Raw genomic sequence first — 15,877 nt, 5'->3', positions numbered from 1 at the left:
CGGTGCAAATCAGCAAGCGTTGTTGGAGGAACACGACCCCTTGCCGCACGAGCAACCGCCGCCCGAGTCGCGAAAGGGTCCGAGCTGCGGATAACGGGCCTGAAAGCGTGCATAGAGCTGCTGCACGCCGACCCAGCCGACGAGCGCCAGAAACACCACCAGAGGCGCGAGCAGGATCTCAACCATGCCCGCCTCCCAGTCCGGCGAAGCCCATGAACGCCAGCGACAGCAATCCCGCCAGCATCAGACTCATGGCCGCGCCCTGACTGACGCTCGGCACACGGGCCAGCGCCAGTTTTTCGCGCAGACCCGCCATCAGCATCAGCGCCAGCGTGAAGCCGACACCCGCGCCCAGCGCATAGACCAGACTCTGCACGAAGTCGTATTCCTTGGTGGTCTGGAACAATGCCAGACCCAGGATGGCACAGTTGGTGGTGATCAGCGGCAGGAAGATGCCGAGCGAGCGGAACAGCACCGGACTGGTCTTCTTGACGAACATCTCGACCAGTTGCACCGCCGAGGCGATCACGGCGATGTAGCAGATCAGGCGCAGGAACTCCAAGCCGAGCTGGGTCAGCAGCCAGTTGATGCCATAGGCGGCGGCCGAGCTGACCAGCATCACGAACATGGTCGCCAGCCCCATGTTCCAGGCCGTCTCCTTTTTGGCCGAAACGCCGAGGAAGGGGCAGATGCCGAGAAACAGCGCCAGCACGAAGTTGTTGACGATGGCGGCGTTGAGAAAGATCAGCGACAGGGGTTCAGCGTGCATCGGCGGGTGCTCCCGTGAATTTCGCGGCGCGGCGGATCTTGGTCAGACGCAGCCAGTTGAACAGCAGCAGCCAGGCCCCGAGCACGAAGAAGCCGCCCGGCGGCAGGATCATCACCAGCCAGGGCTGAAAATCCGGTCCGAACAGCGAGACGCCCAGCAGGGTGCCGTTGCCCAGGACCTCGCGTACCGTGCCGAGCGCCAGCAGCGCCAGCGTGAAGCCGACGCCCGTGCCCAGGCTATTGACGATGGTCGTCGGCACCCGCTGCTTGGAAGCGTAGGCCTCGGCGCGGCCCAGGATCACGCAGTTGGCGACGATGAGCTGGATGAACGCGCCCAGTGCGGCGTACAGCTCCAGACTGATGGCCTGGATCGCATAGTCGACGATGGTGACGAAGGTGGCGATGATGACGATGTAGCTGGCGATGCGCACCTGCTTGGGGATCCAGTGACGCAGCAGCGACACCAGCAGACTGGAGCAGACCAGCACGAAGGTCGTCGCCAGTCCCATCGCCAGCGCGTTCAGGGTCGTACTCGTGACTGCCAGCACCGGACAGAGTCCGAGCAGCATCACGAACACCGGGTTCTCTTCCCACAGACCGCGCAGGAAGGTGTCCGGGGTGAGTTTCTCTTGCGGATTGAGCAGTTCGGACATGACTCTGGATCTCGCGGTTCAGGGCGACGGCGGCGCGGCGAGCACGGACGGATCGCGCTCGATGGCCGGTACGGCGCGTTGTGCGGCGGCATTGGCCGCGCGGCCCATGGCGTTCGAGGAGATGGTCGCGCCGGTGATGGCGTCGATCTGCCAGGGCTCGCTCTTGGTGCCGTGCTTGACGGTGACGATGGTGTTGGCGAGCGCCGTGCCCTCGGCGTTCAGACGCGCGTCGAGTGCCTTGAAGTTTTCGAGGAAGTCGGGGTCGAAGTCGAGCTTGTCGCCGAAACCGGGCGTCTCGTTGGACTGGAGCACCTTGCTGCCGGTGATGCAGTCGCAGATCGGGTCATAGGCGAACATCACCTTGACCGGCCCGGCATAGCCCGGACCCGAGCCGGTGATGGCCAGACCCAGCAAGCGGCCGTCGGCGTCATAGGCGCCATAGACGAGATCGCCGCTCGCACCTGCCTCGGCCGGCATCAGTCCGCCCTCGGGCGTGATGACGAAATCGCGCTTAGTCACGGCCCCCGGCAGCACGCGGAACACCGCCTTCTCGGTCAGGACACGCTGATTCTCGGCGATGATGGGTAAAGTGAACTGGTAGACCAGCGCCACCAGCAGCCCGGATAGCAGCGCGATGCCGCCCAGGGTGCGCAGCATGGCCCAGGCCGGCGTGGACGCCGCTTGAGGTTGAATCTGTACGTCGGTGGTCATCTCTGCCCTACTCTATTTGGAGCCATAGACGCGCGGCTGGGTCCAGCTCGAAATCAGCGGCCCGAGTGCATTGGCGAGCAGGATCGCATACATGATGCCCTCGACCAGACCGCCGAACAGCCGGATCACCACGGTCAGCGCGCCGATGAAGAGTCCATAGATCACCGCGCCGCTCCAGGTTACGGGCGAGGCCACCATGTCGCTGGCCATGAACCAGGCGCCCAGCATCAGCCCGCCCGAGCAGAGCACGAACCAGGGACTCGGATAAAGACTTGGATCGAGCAGCCAGAACGGCAGGGCCACCAGGACCGCGCCGGCCATGACGCTGACCGGGATGCGCCAGTCGAGCATCCGCTGCCAGGCCAGCCACAGACCGCAGATCAGGATCAGGATCGCCGAAGTCTCGCCTGCCGAGCCGGCGATCATCCCGGTGAAGGTATCCATGATCGGCGTCTCGATATGCTCGAACTTCTGGAGCGCCAGCGGCGTGGCTCCGGTCCAGCCATCCATGTTCAGACTCGCGACCCAGGCGTCGACCGGGATCGGCTGCATGAAGGGCGGCGTCAGGGTCGAGGGGATGATCTCGGTGAAACGGCCGGGCGTGAAGGCCGGCGTCCAGGTGGTGATGGCCACCGGAAAGGCCGCCTGCACGAAGGCGCGTCCGACCAGGGCCGGATTCATGACGTTGTAGCCCAGGCCGCCGAACAGCGCCTTACCCAGCGCCACGCCGACGAAGGCGGCCACCGCCGCCATCCACAGCGGAAAGCCGGGCGGCAGGGTCAGTCCCAGCAGCAGTCCGGTGATGACCACCGACCAGTCCGAGACCGTGTTGCCCCGCCCGCTGATACGGGCGAAGAACCACTCGGTCAGGATGGCCACGCCGGTGGTGGTCAGGAGCAGCAGCAGCGCACTCAGCCCGAACTGCCAGACCGCGAAGGCCGCGATCGGCAGCAACGCCAGCACCACGGTGCGCATGATCTTGTCGACCGTCACCACCCGCTTGAGATGCGGTGAGGTGCGGATTTCGATGCCTCTAGACATGGTTCGTCATCAGTCTTCAGTAATCAGTGGTTGCTCAGTGCCGGGTTTGCTTGGCCTCGTCCCGCCGCCGGGCATCGCGATTGATCGACTTGGCGATGCGGAAATACTGCGTCAGCGGGATATTCGACGGGCAGACGAAGGCACAGCAGCCGCACTCGAAGCACTGGTCGAGATTGAACTGCTCGGCCATGACGCCGTATTCGCGCGCCACCGCCAGCTCACCGAGCATCGAGGGATTGAGCGAGACCGGACAGGCGCGCAGACACTCGCCGCACTTGATGCAGGGATAGACCTGACGCCGCGCCGGCGCCGGATCTTCCGGCTCCAGCGCCACCACGCCCGAGACCGACTTGGTGACGGGCACGTCGAGCGAGGACACGGCCATGCCCATCATGGGACCACCCAGGATCACCTGCCCAAGTTCCCCCTTGAGCCCGACCTGATCGAGCAGGAAGCGCACAGGGGTGCCGATCGGCACCAGGAAATTGCCCGGATTCTTGACCGCCGGCCCGCTGACCGTGACCACGCGCTCGATCAGACCCCGTCCCTGCGGCACCAGCTCGCCCATCTGGGCCAGGGTACCGACGTTGAACACCACCACGCCGACATCCGCCGGCAGACCGCCGGCCGGAACCTCGGCATCGAGCAGCGCGGTGATGAGCATCTTCTCGGCGCCCTGCGGATACTTGGTCCGGACCGCCTCGACCGTGATCGGCAGATGCTTGGGAATGCGCGCCCGCAGATGGCTCACGGCATCGAGCTTGTTGTCCTCGACGCCGATGATGGCGCGTTCGGCGCGCGTGGCCCGCAGTGCGATCCGAATGCCCCGGATCAGATGTTCGGTCTGCTCCAGCATGATGCGGTGGTCACAGGTCAGGTACGGCTCGCACTCACAGCCGTTGACCAGCAGCGTATGGATCACGCGCCCGGCCGGCGGCTGCATCTTGACGTGACTCGGAAAAGCTCCGCCGCCGAGTCCGACCAGCCCCGCATCCTGCACCGCTTGGATGATGTCCTTGACGTTCATGTGCTCGGGTTCGCACTCGCTACCGTAGAGCACCTGCTGACCGGCGGCATGATAGACCTTGAGGAAGATCGCCTGGGTCTTCGGCCCCTCGGCGGTCGGCGCCAGCCCGATGGCCCGGATCACGCCGGTCGCCGGTGCGTGCATGGGCACCGAGACGAAATGATCGGCCACCGCGATCGGCTCGCCGCGCACCACCTCCTGACCGACCTTGACGATCGGCACCGAGGTGCGGCCCTTGTGCTGCTGCAAGGGAATGACCAGCTCGTCGGCGAAGGGCAGACGGCGGATCGGTTTGCCGGCCGTGAGTTCCTTGTGCTCGACCGGATAGATGCCATGATCGAAGGTCTTGTGACCATGGAGGAACCGCGTGAAACCCATGCTGATCCGCTGTATCAGAGTGGAGTGCCCGCTGTGGGGCGCGTAATTGGAATCCAGTGCCGCTGTTTGGTGCTTCATCGCTTCACCCACCGAAGATGGATTGACTCCCGCACCGGAGCGCGGGAGCTGGAGATCGAGCGTCGGCGACAGCCGCGTCTTACTGGAATTTCTCGGCGCGCTTGACGAGCTTGTCGACGCCCGCCTCGGCCGGGTTCCAGGGCATCCCCGGATGGATGCAGCCGGCGGCACACTTCTCGGCGGCCTTGACGATGTCCTTGTAGGAACCAGCCTTGGGGTCGGCGATCTCGATCTTCTTGTCACCGTTGTACTTGAAGATCTTGGGGTTGATGGTGACGCACTCGTCGCAGGCGGTGCATTCGGGGGTCTCGACCCAGACCGGCTCCCAGCCTTCGGCGCTGCCGTTGCCCGAGCCGTTCGCACCGGCATGGGCCGCACCATTGCCGCCGTGACCCGCACCGTTCGAGGGCGCCGCGCCGGTCAGCCCGGCCGGTCCGCCCTCCCCGACCGCCAGCGCCAGCAGGTTGGCGGTGAGCTTCTGGGCGATCTCCGCCTTGGCCTGATTGCGCACCGACTCGACGTCGACCTTGTTCAGTTCGCCGCAGAGTCCGCGCAGCTGGGTCCAGTAGGAGCGCCGCTCCTCGCAGCTGTGGATCAGCTCCTGAGCGACCAGGACGCGCATCAGACGGTTCTTGCCGTCCACGCCCCAGATGTAGGGATGCAGCCCCTCGCGCTCGTCCTCGTCCAGATCCAGGAACTCGTGCACCGGGATCATGGTGTCGTTCCAGGTCTCGGGCGGCGCCTTGCGGAAGTGCTTGCGGAAGCGGCCCTCGGTCATGGCGAAGTCGACGAAGGTCAGGGGTACCTCCATCGTCGCCGGGTTGCCCTGTTCGTCGGTGTACTTGAGCGTCCAACTGATCCAGTCGCGGTCGATGCCCGGGTTGCCCTCGATCGAGCAGCACTCTTCCAGACTCACGCCCGCGTCCGGATCGAAGCGGAACAGCGGATAGGCGCGCGACTCCACGGCCATGCGACCGTGCTGGTTGGACATGTCGTCGCCGATACCGTGCTCGGGCTGGCAGGAGGTGTAGATATTGAACAGGGCCGGACGGCGTGAGTTCAGACCATCGATGTAGCCTTCCAGCAAATGCGTCAGGTGCGAGGCCGAGCTGGAGAGCACGAAGGCCGAGCGATGCGCCATGCCGATCAGACCCATCTCCTTGCGGATCTCGGTCTTGCCCTTCCACTGCTTGCCGTAGGGCGCCATGTCGGCGACCTGAGCGACGAAGCCCGAGGTACAGGACTGACCGCCTGTGTTGGAATAGCTCTGGGTGTCGACCACCAGGATCTTGACCGGGGTGCCGGACATGAGCGCGCGCGACAGGTTCTGGAAGCCGATGTCGTACATGGCACCGTCGCCGCCGACCGCGACCACCGGCGGACACAGCAGCCACTCTTCATCGCTGAAGTCCTTCCAGCCGAAATAGCTCAACCGGCAAGCGGGATCGTTCAGCTTGAACTGACCGTCCAGCTCCATGCGCGCCTGACGGATGGCCTTGAAGCCGTCGCCCATCTTGCGCATGTGTCCCTCGAACAGCCCCAGGGCCACCGAGGGCGAATCCTGGAACAGGTTGTTCGACCAGGGGAAGGGATAGGGGTTGTAGGGGAAGGTCGCGCCCCAGACCGAGGTACAGCCGGTGGCGTTGACGAAGCCCATATTGGCGCGCGGTTGCTTGTCGGTGTACTGCGCCTTGAGGTGACGCAGCTTGGCCAGCAGTCCCGTGACCCACTTGAGCCAGTCGGGATCGACCGGCTGGGCGCCCTGATGGACCAGTTCGGCAGAGAGACCGGACAGGGTCAGATCCGCGTCCTTGTGGCTGTCGAGCGCCTTGGCGATCGCCGCCGAGTTGGAGAGATCCATGCCCGAGGTCAGCTTGAGCCGGATGTGGGTCTCCAGACGGTTGATCAGGTCGTCGATCTCGGCCAGATGCTTCTTGACGCGCGACTGCATCAGCGCCGTCACGGTGGCGGTGAACAGATGCACGGCGGTCTTTTCGCCGCAGCCCATGCAGGAGCCGTCGCCCGCGACCAGCGACTGATAGTTGGTCTTGTCGAGCAGCAGGGTTTCGAGTGCCCCGACCTTGTCGTCGAGATCCTCGATGCGGATGAAATCCGGGTCGGTGGTCGGCAGATCCAGCCACATGGCCCAGCGTTCTTGCAGTTGCTTGATGCTGTCATCGGTCTGCGGCTCGGCGACCAGGGCGCCGTCGTTACAGACCTCGATACACTCCATACAGCCCTTACAGGTATAGGGGTTGACGGTGATGCTGAACAGCCCGCCGCTGCCCTTCCGCTTCTTCTCGCGATTGGTCCAGTAGGGCTTGGTGATGGCGAACTGATAGTCGCCGAGCGCCTCCATCATCAGACCGAATTCCTTCTCGGCGATCGCCTTCTGCTCCGGCTCGCCGCTGAAGGCGGCCAGAGTCTCCAGCACGGCCTGATCCATGAGCGCGCGCATGTCGGCCGTCTCGCCCGCCGTCTCGACCAGCTCGCGCAGACGCTTCTCGACGTTGCGGGTCTCGCGGCGCAGATACTGGGTCGGCATCCCGCGCTCGACGCGGTTGATCGCGGTGGCGAAGACGTCGGAAATCTTGTTGACCAGACCGGGGATGGCGCTGTCCGGGCACACCGAGAAGCAGTTGCCGCAGGCGGTACAGTTCTCGGGCAGGAACTTCGGATACTCGAAGCGGATCTGGGTCATGTCGCGATAGACGCCGGTCGAGGCCGGCATCAGGGAGAGCGCCATGTGCGGATCGGCCGGATTGTCGCTGCCGCGACCGCCGGCGTAGAAGGCGCCGGTCTGATCCCAGAAACGGTGCACGTCGGAGATGCGGCCCTCGCCCTCGGGCAGGGCCTTGAGCATGATCGGTAGGCTCGGCGCCTTGCGGGTCATGAGCTGACCGGCGACCAGCGGCTTGTCGGTGATCTCGACGATCTCGTCGAAACCACGGCGCACGATGCGCAGGTTGTCCTGCACCACGCGCTCGCCCTTGGCGCCGAACTTGGCGCGCAGCTGCTCCTCGATGGCCGCGAACAGACCGTTCTCGTCCAGCCCGGCACGCTCCATCAGGGGCGAGGCGGCGAAGAAGGCGCCCTGGAAGGCGTTGCCCTGCATGCGGAATTGCAGCTCGGCGTTGGAGGCCTCTTCACGCGCGATCTTGAAGCCGTCGATGAAGTAGACGCGGATCTCGTTGTCGACGATGAACTTGCGCGCCGCCGGCGGGAAGCTCGCCCACACCTGCTCGGCGTTCTCCAGGCTCGACTGGATGATGAAGCGTCCGCCGCGATGCAGACCCGCAAGCGGATTGGAGTGGGTGAAGACGTTCGGGTCCGGGCTCAGGACCACGTCGACATAGGTGTATTCGCAGTTGAGGCGAATCGGCTCGGGCGCCGCCGAGAGGAAGTAGGTGGTCGGTTGCCCCTTCTTCTCCGAACCGTACTTGGGATTGGCGCGGATGTCGTAACCCAGCAGATCATAGAGGGTCATGGCCAGGTTCTTGCCGGTCGTCACGGCGCCCCAGCCGCCGACCGAGTGCATGCGCACCGTGATCGCGCCCTTGGGCAGCAGGTTCGGGTTCTCACTGCCGCGCAGGGCCAGCTCACCGATACGCGGATAGGCGTCCTTCAACTGCTGGAGGCGGATCTCGTCCTTGGGGTCGGCCGGATCGCGCATGAAGTCGATCGACAGATAGAAGAACGTGCGACCTTTGCCGCCGGGGATCATATTCTCGACGGCGGCGATCAACCCCTCAGGCTGGAGGTCGCGCGAACCCAGACCATAGCAGCCCGAATAGAGGCGCGGCATGTCGCCGGCCTTGTAGGTCGGATAGGGGGTATAGGGGATCTCCTCGCCCTTGCCGACCATGCCGTTCTCCATGCACTTGGCCAGCGCCGCGCGCACCTCGCACATGATCGGCAGATCCTCGGCCAGCGGCTGGTCGGTGCGCTCCAGGATGGCCACGCCCTTCTTGCCCTGCAACATCCGGCCGATCAGATCACCGGGGAAGGGACGGAACATGGTCAGATTGATGACGCCGATCTTGAGCTTGCGCGTCTCGCGCAGATAGTCGGCCACCGCCTCGGCCTGGACGACCATGCTGCCCTGGCCCAGGATCACATACTCGGCGTCCTCGCAGCGATAGCCGGACGCACGCGCATAGCGCCGGCCGGTCAGTTCGTAGTATTCGGCCATCACCTGATCGGCGATCGGCCCGATGTGATCGAAGAAATAGGGACGCTGGGCGGCGACCGCCTGCATGTAGGCGTCCTGGTTCTGCACCGTACCCGAGCTGACCGGGTTGTCGACGTCCCAGATCAGGGGCACGCGGCGGCGGGTCGGGCCATAGACCAGACGCTGAGCCGGGGTCGGGCACTCGATGATGTCGTCGGGACGGCCGCAGAATTCCTCGACCAGCGCGCGCTCGGGCACGTTGAGCGGCTCGATCAGGTGCGTGGTCAGGAAGCCGTCCTGACCGACGGCGGCCGGGGTCAGGGTCAGCTCGGCGATCTTGCGCGCGATCAGATTCAGGTCGGCCGCTTCCTGGGCGTTCTTGCCGAAGACCTGGAAGAAGCCGGTATCGTCGATACAGTGATAGTCGTCGTGGGCGCAGTGGACGTTGAGACTGGCCTTGGTGATGGCGCGCGAACCGATGTTGAGCACATAGGGCAGACGCTTGCCGACCGCCGTGTAGAGCGACTCGTGCATGAAGGCCACGCCCTGCGCCGACGAGAAGTTGGTCGCACGCAGACCCGTCATCGACATGCCGGCGGTCACGGCGGCGGCGGCGTGCTCGGACTCGGGTTCGACGAAGATCAGCGGATTGCCCGAGATGTTCAGATGCCCATTGGCCACTTCCTCGGCCCAGTACTCGCCCATCTGGGTGGACGGCGTGATCGGATAAGCGCCGGCGGCATCCGAGGCCTCACGCTCGCACATGATGACGGCACTGTTGCCGTCCATCGCCATACGGATGCCGGGGTACTTGAACTGCTTTTCGTCTTTCTTTCCGAACATGGGCCTTCTCTGTGTTGATTCTCTAAGGGGAGCCGTCGGACCTGGGTCGGCGGCTCACAGCCGATTCGATGTCGAGTCGTCCGGCCGCGACCGCTCTGACGGCGGCTTGCGGACGGGTCATCGCCACCTCGCGCGGCCTCAGACGGCCGGCAAGGCGCCCTTTGTCCCCTTGCGCAGCACCTTGCGCGCGTCGCGTCCCTTGACGACGGTTCCATCGGCCTCCAGCCAGACGATGGCGCCGGTCGGGCAGCGCTCGATCGCGACCTTGGAGGCCAGTGCGTTGTTTGAATAATCGATCACCGCGAGGTTGTCCCGGAGCCGGATCAAACCCTCGGGCGAGTCCTGGACGCAGCGCCCGCACGCGGTACAGGCGACCTCGCAGTGATGCTCGGCCTGCTCGCCGAACTCCAGGTTCTTGCAGGCGACCCACAGCCGGTGACTGACCGGATGCAGTTCGAACAGATCCTTGGGGCAGACGGTGACGCACTCGCCGCAGGCGGTGCATTTGTCCTCGATCACCACCGGGATGCCCTGGCGGTTCATATAAATCGCGTCGAAGTCGCACACCGTCTCGCAGTCGCCGAAGCCCAGACAGCCCCAGGTGCAGCCGCGTCCGCCGCCCGAGACCAGCGCGGCGGCGCGACAGGACGGCAGCCCCTTGTACTGGGCGCGCAGATAGGCGACATTGCCGCCGCCGTCACAGGCCAGACGCGCCACCCAGCGCTCGCGCGCGCTCAGCTCCACGCCCAGGAAGTCGGCGATGATCTGATTCATCGACTTGGCATTGACGGAGCAGCGCGCCGGGTCGATCTCGCCCTTGACCAGCTTCTCGGCGAAGGGGCGGCAGCCGGCCTCGCCACAGGCGCCGCAGTTGGCCTTGGGCAACAGATCCTCGACCTGATCGATGCGGGGATCTTCGAACACATAGAGCCGTTTGTTGGCGATGACCAGCATCAGGGCGAGCAGCAGGCCGAGCGCGGCCATGAAACCCACGGCGGTTAGGATGGTTGCCATAGACAGCTAATCCGGCAGAGACAATCAGGGGAGCGCGACGCCGAGGATGATGACGGCGCTTACCAGATCGGAATTCGGATGTCTGGAGGTCGGAGCCGTGCTCGTTGGAGGCAGGGCACGCGGAGACCACCAGCGTGGAGCGGAGGGAAGTTTACGGAATTATGATCTATTAAAATTGCAAATTATGTAAATCGTGAGTATTGGAACTCACTCGAATCCTTCCACCACTCCCGTGATGAGTCGAGCGCTCAGAGCCTCGGCGAGCGAGATGATGAGGACACGGTCGTTGGGCACGGTCGCGGCGGCGATGGCGACATCGGCATCGACGCCCATCTCGCGCAGATAGAGGAAGGCATCGGCGACATAGAGCTGGCCGCCCTCGTGACTGCTGTAGCGCGGCGGAACCTTGCTCTGATGGACGCCGATGCGCGCGCCCTGGGTGGCGTAGCGCTCGACCCCGCCGGCCAGCACGTCGATACAGGCCGAGGCGCAATAGTCGTCGACGGCGGTGCGCAGACCATTGGCGCGCAGATAACGCCCGAGCTTGCGCGCCTCGTCGACCGAGCCGCCGGGACTGTTGATGACCAGTCCGATCGCCTTGCGCAGACGCAGCTCGGTGATGGTGCGCTGGGCGAATCCGGGCGTGATCTCGACGCCGTCGATGCGCAGCCAGGTCGTGCGCAGGGTACCGTCGGACTCGAAGCGCACCAGGGCGGGCGCGGTGCCGGTCAGTTCGGCGAGCTGGTCACAGGCCTCCATGGCACGCGCGATCAGATCGGATGGACGCCGCTCGTACTCCTTGACCATCCGATTGGCGCGCTCGACGATGGCTGTGATCGATAGGTGGTATTTATCAGCGGCAATGATGACGGTGGCATCCGTGGCCGCTACGTCGTTGGTCTGGCCCACACGCAGCAGATGGCAGGAGGCGGTGGTCGTGAGCAGCGTTTCCCGATCCGGCGGCGTCGCGGCGTCGGGCCGCTCGCTGGGGACGCAGCCGGTCAGCATCAGCCCTGTCAGTACGATCACGACCAACCCTCTGACCGGCATCACCATGTCCATCAGCTCCGAATCTCGATTCCCTGATCGCGCAGATAGGACTTGACGGCCTGGATCGGCACCTCACGCCGATGGAAGATACCGGCCGCCAGTGCCGCCTCGACGCCGGTCGCGGCGAAGACCTCGGCGAAGTGTTCGACACAGCCGGCCCCGCTGGAGGCGATGACCGGAATGGACACCGCCGCACGGACCTGGCCGATCAGCTCCAGATCGAAGCCGGCGCCGGTGCCGTCGCGGTCGATGGAATTGAGCAGGATCTCGCCGGCGCCCAGCTCCTCGCAGGCGCGCGCCAGCTCGACCACGTCGAGGTCGCGCCCCTCGCGTCCGCCCTTGACGGTGCACTGGAACCAGCAATAGCGCTCGCCCTTGGGACCGGGCGTGGCCGTCTCCACGACCGTGTGGCGGGTCGCCTCTGGCGAGTCGACATAGACGCGGCGCGGGTCGATGGAGATGACCACCGCCTGATTGCCGTAGACGGCGGCGATCTGTTCGATGGCCGTCGAGCCGTCTTTCACGCCGCCGCGCGCCAGATAGTCCTCGACCGCCGCGACCGCGTCCGAGCCGATCGAGACCTTGTCGGCCCCGGAGCGGAAATATTCGTGCGCCACATCGAGCGCCGAATAGTGACGTCCGTCGGCATCGGTGAAGGCGCGGATGCCGCCGCCGATGGTCAGGGGCACGAAGACGCGCTGCGAGGCGAGCTTCAGGACTTCCAGCATCGGCTGGTCGGCGAGCGGGAAATCGCGGAAGGCGGTGATGTTGAGGAAGGTGACTTCGTCGGCGCCCTCGTCGAAATAGCGTGCGGCCAGATCGACCGGTTTGCCCAGGTTGCGCACGTCGCGATCGCCGGATTTCTCGCGCACGTCGTATTGATCGCCCTTGGTGACGACCAGATCGCCCTGATCGTTGGCGCGCACATCGAGACAGGCGACGATGCGTTTGGCGAAGCGCGTCGGTTCATTGAAGGTATGCGGAACCGCGATCGAGGCGCCGGCCGCTTGGTCTGCGGCGAGGAAGCGGCGCAGTAGCGCCAGCCCCGCCGCCCCGCTCTTCTCCGGATGGAACTGGACGGCGGCCACGGCGCCGCGCTGCACCGCACTCAGGAACGGCTGACCATAGTCGGTGATCGCGAGCTGCCAGTCGGCATTCTCCGCCCCCGGCGCCGCGTGGTAAGAGTGGACGAAATAGAACTTCTCATCCGCGTACTGGGCGAACAACGGTGAGGGGCGCTCCAGCCGCACCGAGTTCCAGCCCATGTGCGGCACCGACAGCCCCTGACCGGCGAAGCGGCGGATCTGGCCGGGGATGATGCCCAGACCTGGGACGCCCGGCGATTCCTCACTGCCTTCGAACAGGGTCTGGAGCCCGACGCAGATGGCCAGGAAGGGACGATCGGCGGCCAGGTATTCCTTGAGCGGCTCGACATACCCCAGACGGTGCAACCGCTCCATGGCCGCCCCGAAGGCCCCGACGCCGGGGAAGATCAGGCGCTCGGCTTTGAGGATGTCCTCGGGACGCTCGATCTCGGTGAGTTCGAAGCCGAGGGCGTGGATGGCGTTGCGCAGACTGCGGACGTTGCCCGCGCCATAGTCCAGGAGCGAAATCATAGTTTCAGTGGAATCCGAGGAGACGGTTACAGGGTTCGAGTGTCGATCGCCGGGATCGGACCGATAGTTCTATTCTAACCCCCTGGAGGTGATTTATGGGCGGATCGCCATAGGCCGAAAGTTGCTGTCGCCGGTGAGGCTGTCAGTCACGCCGTCACGAATTCGCCATACCGCTCGCTCGTGCCATGCGTTAGCATGGCCGCCTGTTCGGGCGCCCCGCCATGGCCGCCACCGTGATCGAACGCTGATCGCCCAGAGGAGTACTCCATTGCCTGGTCAAACCAAGACCCCGCGTCTGCTGCTGTCCCTGTTCCTGCTGGCCGTCGGCGCCGTCGCCCAGGCCGAGGAGCGGGTCCACGTCTACAACTGGAACGACTACTTCGCCGAGGACACGCTCTCCGGCTTCCAGGAGCGCACCGGCATCCGCCCCGTGCTCGACCTCTACGACTCCAACGAGGTGCTGGAGGCCAAGCTGCTGGCCGGCGCGAGCGGCTATGATCTGGTGTTCCCGACCGCGCACCCCTTCGCCGCGCGTCACGTCAAGGCCGGAATCTACCAGCCGCTCGACAAGTCCAAGCTCCCAGGTCTCGACCGGATCGATCCCGACATCATGGCCGGTCTGGCCAGGATCGATCCGGACAACGCCCATCTGGTGCCCTATCTGTGGGGGACGACCGGAATTGGCCTCAATCCCGACAAGGTCCGCGCCGCACTCGGCGAGGACGCACCGCTCGACACCTGGGCGCTGATCTTCGATCCCGAGAAGGCGTCGAAGCTCGCCGGCTGCGGCATCAGCCTGCTCGACGATCCCACCGAGGTCTTCTCGGCCGCGCTGGCCTATCTGGGCCGGGATCCCAACAGTCAGGCCGCCGAGGATCTGGAGGCCGCCGCCGAACTGATCAAGGCCGCGCGTCCGCACATCCGCTATTTCCACTCGTCGCAATACATCAGCGATCTGGCCAATGGCGCCACCTGCGTGGCCCACGGCTATTCGGGCGACGTGCTCCAGGCACGCGAGCGGGCCAAGGAGGCCGACAAGGGCGTGACGGTCGCCTATCGCATCCCGCGCGAAGGCGCGGTGCTCTGGACCGATGTCATGGCCATCCCCAAGGACGCGCCCAATCCCGAGGCCGCCCATGCCCTGATCGCCCACCTGCTCGACCCGGCCGTGATCGCCGCCGTCTCGGATCATGTGTACTACGCCAACCCCAATCAGGCGGCCACGCCCCTGGTCACGGCCGAGCTGCGCGACGATCCCGGCATCTATCCTCCCGCTGAAGTCCGGGCACGCCTGTTCACGCCCAACGAGCGTACCGAGCGCGAGATCCGCAACCTCAATCGGTTGTGGACGCGCCTGAAGTCCAACCAGTGAGCCGGCGAGTCTTTGCGTGCCCAGTCCTTCCGATCGCCGTCCGCTGGAACCCTGGCAGGATCCCAAGGCCGCGCCCTATGTGCGCATCGAGCGCGTCACCAAGAAGTTCGGTGACGTCTATGCCGTCGACGACGTCAGCCTGAACATCTTCCAGGGCGAGTTCTTCTCGCTCCTGGGCAGTTCGGGCTGCGGCAAGTCGACCCTGCTGCGGCTGCTGGCCGGTCTGGAGTATCCGACCAGCGGGCGCATCCATATCGACGGTGTGGATGTCACCGACGTACCGCCCTACTCGCGGCCGGTGAACATGATGTTCCAGTCCTATGCGCTCTTTCCGCACATGACGGTGGAGCAGAACATCGAGTTCGGGCTGAAACAGGACCGGCTGCCGCGCCGCGAGCGCGCCGAGCGCGTCGGTGAAATGCTCGATCTGCTCCGAATCACCGAACTGCGCAAACGTCGGCCCGATCAGCTCTCGGGCGGTCAGCGTCAGCGCGTAGCGCTTGCCCGCAGTCTCGCCAAGCACCCCAAGCTGCTGCTGCTCGACGAGCCGCTCGGCGCGCTCGACAAACGTCTGCGCGAGAACACCCAGTTCGAGCTGGTCAACCTCCAGGAGCGGCTCGGCATCACCTTCGTCACCGTCACCCATGATCAGGAAGAGGCCATGACCATGTCGAGCCGCATCGCAGTCATGGACTCGGGTCGGATTATGCAGGTCGACACCCCGACGGCGATCTACGAGTTCCCCAACAGCCGCTTCGTGGCCGAGTTCATCGGCTCGGTCAATCTGTTCGAGGGCAAGATCGTCGAGATCCAGGGCGACGACGTCCTGATCGAGGCCCAGTTCGGCGGTCTGATGCGGATGCGCAATCTCCAGCCGCATCCGATCGGCACCCCGGCGGTCGTGGCGATCCGGCCCGAGAAACTGCGTCTGTGCCGGACCCCGAGCGATGAGGGCGTCAACCGGCTCCAGGGCGTGGTCGAGGACATCGCCTATCTCGGCGACGTATCGATCTACCGCATCCGTACCGGCGGCGACACCCTGGTCGAGATGACCCTGACCAACATCCAGCCGCGCACCGAGCAGGCCCTGACCTGGGAGCAGGAGGTCTGGGTCGAGTGGTCGCCGACCAGCGGCGTGGTCCTGACCGACTGAGC

Annotated in this window: 12 protein-coding genes; 2 read left to right on the top strand and 10 right to left on the bottom strand. The window is 65.2% G+C overall.

Features of this window, described 5'->3' with window-relative positions; translation table 11 throughout:
* Positions 1-9: 9 nt before the first annotated feature.
* The 10 genes from Atep_RS07145 to hisF all read right to left on the bottom strand — a co-directional run bounded on the left by Atep_RS07145 (position 10) and on the right by hisF (position 13,350).
* Complete coding sequence (locus tag Atep_RS07145; RefSeq protein ID WP_213381139.1) at positions 10-186, bottom strand: hypothetical protein; 177 nt, start codon at positions 184-186, stop codon at positions 10-12.
* Complete coding sequence (locus Atep_RS07140; protein WP_213381138.1) at positions 179-769, bottom strand: electron transport complex protein RnfA; 591 nt, start codon at positions 767-769, stop codon at positions 179-181. The genes Atep_RS07145 and Atep_RS07140 overlap by 8 nt, the downstream gene beginning before the upstream one ends.
* On the bottom strand, positions 759-1,421 hold the full coding sequence (gene rsxE, locus Atep_RS07135) for an electron transport complex subunit RsxE (RefSeq protein ID WP_213381135.1): 663 nt from the start codon (positions 1,419-1,421) through the stop codon (positions 759-761). The genes Atep_RS07140 and rsxE overlap by 11 nt, the downstream gene beginning before the upstream one ends.
* Positions 1,422-1,439: 18 nt before the next feature.
* Complete coding sequence (locus Atep_RS07130) at positions 1,440-2,132, bottom strand: RnfABCDGE type electron transport complex subunit G (RefSeq protein WP_213381133.1); 693 nt, start codon at positions 2,130-2,132, stop codon at positions 1,440-1,442.
* A gap of 12 nt (positions 2,133-2,144) precedes the next feature.
* The gene (locus Atep_RS07125; RefSeq protein ID WP_213381131.1) at positions 2,145-3,173 is read right to left on the bottom strand and encodes an RnfABCDGE type electron transport complex subunit D; all 1,029 of its coding nucleotides are present in this window, start codon (positions 3,171-3,173) and stop codon (positions 2,145-2,147) included.
* Positions 3,174-3,207: 34 nt separating this feature from the next.
* Positions 3,208-4,578, bottom strand: coding sequence for an electron transport complex subunit RsxC (gene rsxC, locus Atep_RS07120; protein WP_213381472.1), 1,371 nt, complete (start codon positions 4,576-4,578; stop codon positions 3,208-3,210).
* Between the two features lie 157 nt (positions 4,579-4,735).
* Positions 4,736-9,670 (bottom strand): 2-oxoacid:acceptor oxidoreductase family protein, encoded by a 4,935-nt coding sequence (locus Atep_RS07115; protein ID WP_213381129.1) that lies wholly within the window; start codon positions 9,668-9,670, stop codon positions 4,736-4,738.
* Between the two features lie 138 nt (positions 9,671-9,808).
* Positions 9,809-10,684, bottom strand: coding sequence for an RnfABCDGE type electron transport complex subunit B (locus Atep_RS07110; protein WP_213381128.1), 876 nt, complete (start codon positions 10,682-10,684; stop codon positions 9,809-9,811).
* 207 nt (positions 10,685-10,891) lie between these two features.
* The gene (locus Atep_RS07105) at positions 10,892-11,713 is read right to left on the bottom strand and encodes a COG3904 family protein (RefSeq protein WP_236786590.1); all 822 of its coding nucleotides are present in this window, start codon (positions 11,711-11,713) and stop codon (positions 10,892-10,894) included.
* A 32-nt stretch (positions 11,714-11,745) separates the two neighbouring features.
* The gene (gene hisF / locus Atep_RS07100; protein ID WP_213381127.1) at positions 11,746-13,350 is read right to left on the bottom strand and encodes an imidazole glycerol phosphate synthase subunit HisF; all 1,605 of its coding nucleotides are present in this window, start codon (positions 13,348-13,350) and stop codon (positions 11,746-11,748) included.
* A 268-nt stretch (positions 13,351-13,618) separates the two neighbouring features.
* On the opposite strand from hisF, the gene Atep_RS07095 reads away from it, so the two are divergent.
* The gene (locus Atep_RS07095; protein ID WP_213381125.1) at positions 13,619-14,722 is read left to right on the top strand and encodes a polyamine ABC transporter substrate-binding protein; all 1,104 of its coding nucleotides are present in this window, start codon (positions 13,619-13,621) and stop codon (positions 14,720-14,722) included.
* 16 nt (positions 14,723-14,738) lie between these two features.
* The gene (locus Atep_RS07090; RefSeq protein ID WP_213381123.1) at positions 14,739-15,875 is read left to right on the top strand and encodes an ABC transporter ATP-binding protein; all 1,137 of its coding nucleotides are present in this window, start codon (positions 14,739-14,741) and stop codon (positions 15,873-15,875) included.
* The last annotated feature ends 2 nt before the right edge of the window (positions 15,876-15,877 follow it).

The organism is Allochromatium tepidum, assembly GCF_018409545.1.
In the GTDB taxonomy this organism is placed as follows: domain Bacteria; phylum Pseudomonadota; class Gammaproteobacteria; order Chromatiales; family Chromatiaceae; genus Thermochromatium; species Thermochromatium tepidum_A.
Note: the sequence above shows the minus strand (reverse complement) of the source record. Positions and strands in the feature narration are given on the sequence as shown.

What these genes read in the sequence shown, in the direction of transcription:
- Atep_RS07145 (WP_213381139.1), bottom strand. Translation starts at nt 186, where the DNA reads ATGGTTGAGATCCTGCTCGCGCCTCTGGTGGTGTTTCTGGCGCTCGTC.
- Atep_RS07140 (WP_213381138.1), bottom strand. Translation starts at nt 769, where the DNA reads ATGCACGCTGAACCCCTGTCGCTGATCTTTCTCAACGCCGCCATCGTC.
- rsxE (WP_213381135.1), bottom strand. Translation starts at nt 1,421, where the DNA reads ATGTCCGAACTGCTCAATCCGCAAGAGAAACTCACCCCGGACACCTTC.
- Atep_RS07130 (WP_213381133.1), bottom strand. Translation starts at nt 2,132, where the DNA reads ATGACCACCGACGTACAGATTCAACCTCAAGCGGCGTCCACGCCGGCC.
- Atep_RS07125 (WP_213381131.1), bottom strand. Translation starts at nt 3,173, where the DNA reads ATGTCTAGAGGCATCGAAATCCGCACCTCACCGCATCTCAAGCGGGTG.
- rsxC (WP_213381472.1), bottom strand. Translation starts at nt 4,578, where the DNA reads ATGGGTTTCACGCGGTTCCTCCATGGTCACAAGACCTTCGATCATGGC.
- Atep_RS07115 (WP_213381129.1), bottom strand. Translation starts at nt 9,670, where the DNA reads ATGTTCGGAAAGAAAGACGAAAAGCAGTTCAAGTACCCCGGCATCCGT.
- Atep_RS07110 (WP_213381128.1), bottom strand. Translation starts at nt 10,684, where the DNA reads ATGGCAACCATCCTAACCGCCGTGGGTTTCATGGCCGCGCTCGGCCTG.
- hisF (WP_213381127.1), bottom strand. Translation starts at nt 13,350, where the DNA reads ATGATTTCGCTCCTGGACTATGGCGCGGGCAACGTCCGCAGTCTGCGC.